This is a genomic window from Hominilimicola sp., from assembly GCF_046972485.1.
Classification (GTDB): domain Bacteria; phylum Bacillota; class Clostridia; order UBA1381; family UBA1381; genus Hominilimicola; species Hominilimicola fabiformis.
Window position 1 is genome coordinate 1 of record NZ_JBKVWU010000108.1, and the last position, 7,818, is coordinate 7,818.

General features: G+C 40.1%; 9 protein-coding genes and 1 pseudogene. 3 read left to right on the forward strand and 7 right to left on the reverse strand.

Annotation, left to right across the window (positions count from 1 at the left end; genetic code table 11):
- From ACLTU0_RS09530 to ACLTU0_RS09540, 3 genes and pseudogenes are all read left to right on the forward strand, one after another.
- Positions 1-272: pseudogene (locus ACLTU0_RS09530) on the forward strand (hypothetical protein); the annotation flags it as partial.
- A gap of 3 nt (positions 273-275) precedes the next feature.
- Positions 276-1,094, forward strand: a complete 819-nt coding sequence (locus tag ACLTU0_RS09535) for a polysaccharide deacetylase family protein (RefSeq protein ID WP_117967052.1) — start codon at positions 276-278, stop codon at positions 1,092-1,094.
- Positions 1,091-1,807 carry a DUF2161 family putative PD-(D/E)XK-type phosphodiesterase gene (locus ACLTU0_RS09540; protein WP_412322213.1) on the forward strand — a complete coding sequence of 239 codons (717 nt, stop codon included), beginning with the start codon at positions 1,091-1,093 and terminating at the stop codon, positions 1,805-1,807. Before ACLTU0_RS09535 ends, ACLTU0_RS09540 begins: the two co-directional genes overlap by 4 nt.
- On the opposite strand, the gene ACLTU0_RS09545 is transcribed toward ACLTU0_RS09540, so the two are convergent.
- The 7 genes from ACLTU0_RS09545 to ACLTU0_RS09575 all read right to left on the reverse strand — a co-directional run bounded on the left by ACLTU0_RS09545 (position 1,796) and on the right by ACLTU0_RS09575 (position 7,685).
- Complete coding sequence (locus tag ACLTU0_RS09545; protein WP_412322215.1) at positions 1,796-3,154, reverse strand: CCA tRNA nucleotidyltransferase; 1,359 nt, start codon at positions 3,152-3,154, stop codon at positions 1,796-1,798. The two genes, ACLTU0_RS09540 and ACLTU0_RS09545, sit on opposite strands and share 12 nt — an antisense overlap.
- Positions 3,155-3,271: 117 nt before the next feature.
- The gene (locus ACLTU0_RS09550; protein WP_022230634.1) at positions 3,272-3,601 is read right to left on the reverse strand and encodes a helix-turn-helix domain-containing protein; all 330 of its coding nucleotides are present in this window, start codon (positions 3,599-3,601) and stop codon (positions 3,272-3,274) included.
- A 257-nt stretch (positions 3,602-3,858) separates the two neighbouring features.
- A complete protein-coding gene (rpiB, locus tag ACLTU0_RS09555) occupies positions 3,859-4,296 on the reverse strand; it encodes a ribose 5-phosphate isomerase B (RefSeq protein WP_337599592.1) in 438 nt (145 codons plus the stop codon).
- A complete protein-coding gene (gene tsaB, locus ACLTU0_RS09560; protein ID WP_412322217.1) occupies positions 4,293-5,009 on the reverse strand; it encodes a tRNA (adenosine(37)-N6)-threonylcarbamoyltransferase complex dimerization subunit type 1 TsaB in 717 nt (238 codons plus the stop codon). The genes rpiB and tsaB overlap by 4 nt, the downstream gene beginning before the upstream one ends.
- Entirely contained in the window at positions 5,006-5,440 is a 435-nt protein-coding gene (gene tsaE, locus ACLTU0_RS09565; RefSeq protein ID WP_412322219.1) for a tRNA (adenosine(37)-N6)-threonylcarbamoyltransferase complex ATPase subunit type 1 TsaE, read from the reverse strand. The genes tsaB and tsaE overlap by 4 nt, the downstream gene beginning before the upstream one ends.
- Positions 5,441-5,442: 2 nt before the next feature.
- The gene (locus ACLTU0_RS09570; protein ID WP_412294043.1) at positions 5,443-7,113 is read right to left on the reverse strand and encodes a formate--tetrahydrofolate ligase; all 1,671 of its coding nucleotides are present in this window, start codon (positions 7,111-7,113) and stop codon (positions 5,443-5,445) included.
- 116 nt (positions 7,114-7,229) lie between these two features.
- Complete coding sequence (locus ACLTU0_RS09575) at positions 7,230-7,685, reverse strand: hypothetical protein (RefSeq protein WP_022230639.1); 456 nt, start codon at positions 7,683-7,685, stop codon at positions 7,230-7,232.
- Positions 7,686-7,818 lie beyond the last annotated feature (133 nt).

Sequence of the window (7,818 nt, forward strand, 5' to 3'; positions counted from 1 at the left end):
GATTAAAATACCGCGGTTTCAACCTTATTCTTGCAGGTCATATGCACGGCGGGCAATTCAGAATACCGAAAGGCAGAGGTGTCGTTGCACCTAAATCAAGCTGGGGCAGTAAATCGTCAATGTTCTTTCCGAAATACTTTGCCGGGCATTACCACGCACCGCACACCGATATGATTGTAAACAGAGGTATAGGCAACCCTATGCTTTTGCCGAGATTGTTTAACCGACCTGAAATAACGGTCATTACATTAAAACACAAAAAGGAGATATAAAAAATGGAAAACAAAAGACCTTTCAAAACAATTTACACTTGTTTCCCGCAAGGAAAACACAAGGTACTTACAATGAGTTACGATGACGGTAAGATTTTCGACAGAAAGCTTATCGAGATTTTCAACAAATACGGTATCAAGGGTACATTCCACCTTAACACAGGTATTATGCCTGTTGATGAGGACAGAATACAGCTTTCGGAAGTCAAGGAACTTTACAAAGGTCACGAAGTATCGTGCCATACAAGCACTCACCCAACTATTGAACGTTGTCCGCTTGACCAAGTTGTTCAGCAAGTAATTGAGGACAGAAAAGCACTTGAGGACGCAGTCGGATATCCCGTAAGAGGTCTTAGCTACCCTAACGGCTCATACAGCAAGGATATTATCAATCTTCTTCCTGCCTGCGGCATAGAATACAGTCGTGTTGTCGGAAGTACGGACGATTTTGCATTTCCCGACAACTTCCTTGAATGGAAATCTACCTGTCACCACGGTCACAACCTTATGCAGAATGCAGAACGTTTTGCCGACCTACATAAAACACAATATCTTTATATGATGTACGTTTGGGGACACAGTTATGAATTTGACCGCGACAACAGCTGGGATTTAATCGAAGGTTTCTGTAAATTTATCGGCGGACGTGACGATATATGGTACGCTACAAATATTGAAATCGTTGACTATATGAATGCCGCAAAAAATCTTAAATACACCGCTAAGGGAGACAGAGTTTACAATCCTAACGCAATATCTGTATGGATTGAAGTTGACGGTCAACATTACGAAATCAAACCGGGAGAACTTAAAGAAATATGACGGAAAAAGAACTTTTTCCTCCTGTGCGTGATTTATTCGTAAAACGCGGATACAAAGTCAATGCAGAGGTGCGTGACTGTGACGTTACCGCAACGAAAAATGACGAATTTATTATTATAGAGTTAAAGAAAAATTTATCCGTAACACTTTTAGCACAAGGTCTGAAAAGGCTCAAAACAGGTGCAGACGTATATATCGCCGTACCTAAGCCGAAAAAATATTCACTGAAAAAATTTCGCAACACATTTGCGGTGATAAAAAAACTTGAACTCGGACTTATATTCGTTTCAGTTCGCGGCAGTCATTCATTTGCGGAAATCGTATTTGAACCGACCGAATTTAAACCGACAACACGCGACTACCGAAAAAGACGTGAAATTCTCACAGAAATCAACGGCAGAACGATTGACACAAACACAGGCGGTGTGACGAACACCAAAATCATAACCGCTTACACCGAACAATGTATACATATCGCGTGTATCCTTGATATGTACGGCGATTTGTCGCCGAAACGCATAAAGGAAATCAGCGGTATTGACCGCGCGTATAATATTTTAAGAATGAATGTTTACGGTTGGTTTTATAACGTCAAAAAAGGAGTCTACGGTATAACAACAGAAGGACGCAAAGAACTTTTGGAATATCCCGAACTTGAAAAATACTATACCGAACTTTTACAAGAAAATACAGAAAACGGCTCACCTTTGTGAGCCGTTTTTTGAATTGCTTTTCTTTAATATTCTTGCTTCTTTCAAAAGATAATCTCTGTTGTTAAGCTTCGCATCTATGATAACCTCGTCTATCAACTTTTTCAGCACATCGCCGATTTCTCTGCCCGGGCGATAGCCAAGACGTATAAGGTCCTTGCCGTTTACCGCAAGATGCGAAACAAGATACGGCTGCCTTTCAGCCAAAATCTGCTTATAAATCTGCATTGACGCTTCTATTCTGTTTTTCTTTTCAGGGAAATGCTCAAGATTTTTCGCCATATTGTCCGCCGTTTGCAGTATCAAAAGTTTTTCAAAAAGCACCTCACCCGTTCTTGCCATCATTCGCTTAACAGCAGGCAACGACGGCTCAACTCTTACATCATGATTTTCAACAAGTATCGAAACTTCACGAATTGTGTCGTTATCCATACGCAATCTGTGCATAAGGTCAACAGCAATTTTACAGCTTTCTCTGTGATGTCCGTAAAAATGAATTATACCGTTTTGGTCCGTACTCGAACAACACGGCTTGCCAATATCGTGCATAAGCGCCGCCCATCTCAATACCAAATCATTCGGTGTACATTTAACGGTGTGCATAATATGTTCACCGACATCATAAATATGATACTTGTTTCTCTGCGGTTCACCGAAACATCTTTCAAGTTCCGGCATCATATATTGCAGCAGTCCGCACTCGTGCAATTTTCGGATATAGTCGGGATTTTCTGAAAGAAGTATTTTATTCACTTCCTCCAAAATTCTTTCATGACTGACTTTTTTTATAAGCACCGCACATTTTTTTATTGCTTTCCATGTTTCGTCCTCAATTCTGAACGAAAGCACCGCACTGAAACGTATCGCTCTTAACATTCTCAGTGCGTCCTCTTTAAATCGTTTTTCGGGATTACCGACACATCTGATTATCTTATTTTCAATATCACGCTGACCGCCGAAATAATCAATTATACCCGTTTTCGGCAAATACATCATCGCATTTATGGTAAAATCGCGTCTTGCACAATCTTCCCTTGCATCATCGACAAAACTTACACTCTGCGGATGTCTGCCGTCACTGTATTCACCGTCGGTTCTAAACGTGGTAACTTCATAACCTGTCTTGTTGTGAACAACCGTAACCGTACCGTGCTTTATACCCGTATCAATCGTACGGCGGAAAAGTTTTTTCACCTCTTCAGGTCTTGCATTCGTTGCAATGTCGTAATCATGCGGAGTTTTGCCCATAATCGTATCACGCACCGCACCGCCTGCCACAAACGCAGAAAAGCCGTCTGTTTCCAGGCGACTTAAAATATTCATAACGCTGTCAGGCAGTATAAACTCCATAATTTTCCCCTTTTTACCCCTTATTCTCTGTAAAAATTATAAATCTTATACTCGATATATGTCAATAGTTTTGTATATAATGTAAATTGAATTTAATATTCTGATTGCAAATATCTCCTATTGCTCATTTTGTTCTTTGCACATCTCGATACACTGCTTTATCACCGCATTTATTCTTTCAATCTGTGTATCTGTCAACTGTTCCATTTCTTCAATCAATATTGATGTAGGATCACGTCCTTTTATCAAATAGTCGGGAGTAGTTTCGAGAATTTCACAAAATTTTATAAAGTTTTCAAGTTTCAAAGCTTTCTTGCCGGATTCCGTTCCCGAAATCATCTGTATACTGACGTCCATTTTTTCAGCCAAATACTCCTGCGTATACCCAAGCTCAATTCTTCTCTTTTTAACTCTCTTTCCTATATCCTCAAACAATTTCTTATTCATATTACCACTCCAGATAAAATACTAATTGTATTTTATCAACTAATAGTTTAAATTATAATCAAGAAACAGTTTAATTTATTAAAATAACGGTTGACTAAAATGTCGATTTATGTTATACTCATTTCAGTTGGTAATTATTTATCAACAAAAAAACATTCAGTCATTACGCTTCCCCAATTACAGCATTTGACTGAATGTTTTTTCTTTTATGAACGGTCTGCAAAACCGTAACGGCTTTGCAGACAATCTGTCTTTTATTACATAGTTTCTATTTCGTGAATTTTTTTAATTCTGTCGGCATGTCTGCCGCCTTGAAATTCCGCTTCAAGATAAGTGTCAACAATCATATTTGCAAGCTCTCTGCCCAAAACACGACCGCCCATACAAATAACATTTGCGTTATTATGTTCCTTTGACATTTTCGCACTGAACACATCACCGCAAAGTGCCGCTCTTATACCCTTAAACTTATTTGCCGCCATTGATATTCCTATACCTGTACCGCAGATAAGTATACCGCATTCACATTCACCGTCAAGAACAGCCTTGCATACAGGCTTTGCACAGTCTGGATAATCAACGCTTGCCTCACTGTATGTTCCGAAGTCTTTAACTTCGATACCCTTTTCCTTTAAATGTTCGATTATATGTCCTTTTAATTCAAAACCGCCGTGGTCACTGCCTATTGCTATCATTTGCTTTCTCCTTTTTCTTTGTTTTCTTTTTCTTCAAGCTCTCTTTCGGCTTGAGATTTTCTTATATAATACGGTTTCATTTCAAGATACGATTGCGTTTCACCGCGTTTTGCCTTATCAAGTGCAAGTGCCGCAACCGATGACGCTCTTGAATTTAATGCATTTGCAGGCGGAAATATCGCCTTGTCACCAAGTTTTTCTTTAATATATTCCCTATGCACCTTAACACCGTCACCGACAAATATAGTATCAAGAAATTCACCGCAACTTTCAAGACATTCATCAATGCTGATTGCCTCAGGCTCTCCGATTTCCTTAAAGCCCTCGTCCCAAATATAGCTTGCCGTAAACACATTGTCACGTCTTGCGTCCATTATCGGCACAATTATATGCTCCGCATACGGCACGTTATATGCAAGTGCCTCAAGTGTTCCGACGCTCACCACAGGTTTGCCCGTTGCGTGTGCAAGAGCTTTGACAGTTGCAACACCTATACGAAGTCCTGTAAACGAACCCGGTCCGATAGCCGCCGCAAATATGTCAATATTCTGAACGGTCAATTCAAGCTCCGACAAAATCTGTTCTATCATTGTCATAATCTTCTGCGAATGAGTTTTTTTATGATTTAAAATATACTCACCAAGCAAAAGCTCATCTTCCATAACCGCAACAGTAGCGACATTGGACGAGGTATCTATTGCAAGAACTCTCATTTTTCTGCCTCCGTTTTTTGAATTTCGATTTTTCTGTAATTATCGTGACGGCTGTAATCCTTTGATATAGTAACGTCATATCTTTTTTCGGGAAGTATGTCGTCAATAAGCTGTGGCCATTCGATAACGCTTACGCCGTCACCGTAAACATATTCTTCATAACCGATTTCATACATTTCATCACTGTCTGCTATGCGGTACACATCAAAATGATACAAAGGAAGTCTGCCGCTGTATTCATTCACAATCGTAAAAGTCGGACTTGTGATAGGCTCGTCAATTCCGAGTCCCTTTGCAAGTCCCTGCACGAATGCTGTTTTGCCGACGCCCAAATCACCGTACATACAAAGTACGTCACCTGCCTTTAAAGTTTTGGAAAACTTCTCGGCAAATTTTTGTGTTTCTTCATAACTGTTTGATTCAAATTCCATAATTAAAATAACCCTGTTATCTTTCCGTCTGCATCAACGTCTATATTATCAGCCGCCGGCACTTTCGGAAGTCCCGGCATAACCATTATATTACCCGTTTCAACAACGATAAATCCCGCACCGTTTGAAACTCTTACGTTGCTTACCATAATTTCAAAATTTTCAGGTCTTCCCAAAAGTTTTGCGTTGTCAGACAATGAATACTGTGTCTTTGCCATACATACAGGCTTTTTATCAAGACCGAGTTCTTCAAGTCTTGCAATCTGCTTTTGTGCTTTCGGTGTGTAATTAACACCCTTACCGCCGTAAATTTTTGTCACGATTTCATTAATCTTATCTTTAATTGACATATCGGTATCGTATGCCGGTTTAAAGTCAGCTTTTTGGTTTTCGACCGCCGAAATAACCTTTTCGGCAAGGTCCAATCCGCCCTCACTGCCTTTTGCAAAGACTTCGCTAAGTGCACATTCTGCACCCAATTCGTGACATCTTTCAATGACAGTATTAAGTTCTTCTTCACTGTCCGTATCAAAACGGTTTACCGCCACAACAACCGGTACACCGAATGACTTCATATTTTCAATATGTTTTTCAAGGTTTACGATACCTTTTTTCAAAGCGTCAACATTTTCTTCTTTAAGATCGTTCTTTTTAACACCGCCGTTATATTTAAGTGCACGAACAGTCGCAACTATCACAACTGCGTCAGGGCTAATTCCTGCCATACGGCACTTAATATCCATAAACTTTTCGGCACCCAAATCCGCACCGAAACCTGCCTCTGTTATTGTATAATCAGAAAGCTTCATTGCAAGCTTTGTAGCTTGTACACTGTTACAGCCGTGTGCAATGTTTGCGAACGGACCGCCGTGAATAAAGCAAGGTGTGTATTCAAGCGTCTGAACAAGGTTAGGCTTTATAGCGTCCTTCAAAAGTGCCGCCATTGCACCCTGTGCCTTTAAATCCGAAGCCTTAACAGGCTCACCGCTGCGGTTATAACCGATTATAATTTCACCCAAACGTTTTTTCAAATCCTCCAAATCGTTTGCAAGACAAAGTATCGCCATAATCTCCGATGCAACGGTAATCATAAAACCGTCCTCACGCGGAATACCGTTCACCTTACCGCCCATACCGACAACAACGTGACGTAAAGCTCTGTCGTTCATATCAACAACACGTTTCCAAACAATGTTTGTAACATCAATATCAAGCGCGTTGCCTTGATGAATGTGATTATCAATCATTGCCGAAAGCAAGTTATTTGCCGCAGTTATAGCGTGCATATCACCTGTAAAATGAAGATTTATATCCTCCATCGGTACAACCTGACTGTAACCGCCGCCTGCAGCACCGCCTTTAATTCCCATAACAGGTCCGAGTGACGGCTCACGAAGTGCCAAAACGCACTTTTTGCCCATATTGGTAAGTGCGTCGCCAAGTCCGATTGTTGTCGTTGTTTTACCTTCACCCGCCGGAGTAGGATTTATTGCCGTAACAAGAATCAGCTTTCCGTTTTCATTGTCCTTAACCTTTCCCCAAAGTTCAGAGGCAATCTTAGCCTTATACTTTCCGTAAAACTCCAAATCATCCTCTGCTATGCCGATTGATGCGGCAACATCACGGATATGCTTCATTTTTGCATTTTGTGCAATTTCAATATCTGATAGCATATTCATATCCTCCCTTAAATTCTCTATTGTGCATTAAAATGTTAATATCTTTATAAAGTGAAATAGAGCTGAACAGTAAAATTAATCCAGCTCAAAAATATTTAATCGTTATTTAATCAGTTATTATTGAAATAACCTCTGTCCTCACGAACTTTTCTAAGTAGCAAGTCCAATCTGTGTTCAACGTCGTTAAGAACGTCATCAACATATTGGTCTGTATCAGTCTTAATTTCGATAGACTTCTGCTGAGCGGCATTAACAAGCTCATTAGCCTGTTCATATGCAGCCTTTGTAATTTCGTGTTCGTCAATAAGCTGCATTTGAGTTTCTTCGGCATTCTTTTGAATGGCCTCGGCTCTGTTTTCAGCCTCTGACAAAATTCTTTGTCTTTCTTCCTTAACCCACTTTGCTTCCTTTAGCTCGTCAGGGTATACAAGACGAATTTCCTGAATGTAGTCTAAAAGTTCACCCTTGTCAATCATAACCTTTCCGGTTAGAGGTACAGCCGATGCTTTTTCAATAGCCTCCTCCATCATATCGACAATTTCCATGATATCCATATCCATATCCATTTCGTTCAATCCTTTCATCCCTACTTATATTTTTCTTCGATTGTTTCTATTATTTCACAAGGTACAAGACCTGTCAAATCTCCATGAAATCCCGCAAGCTCCTTAACCATGCTCGAACTGATATATGAATACT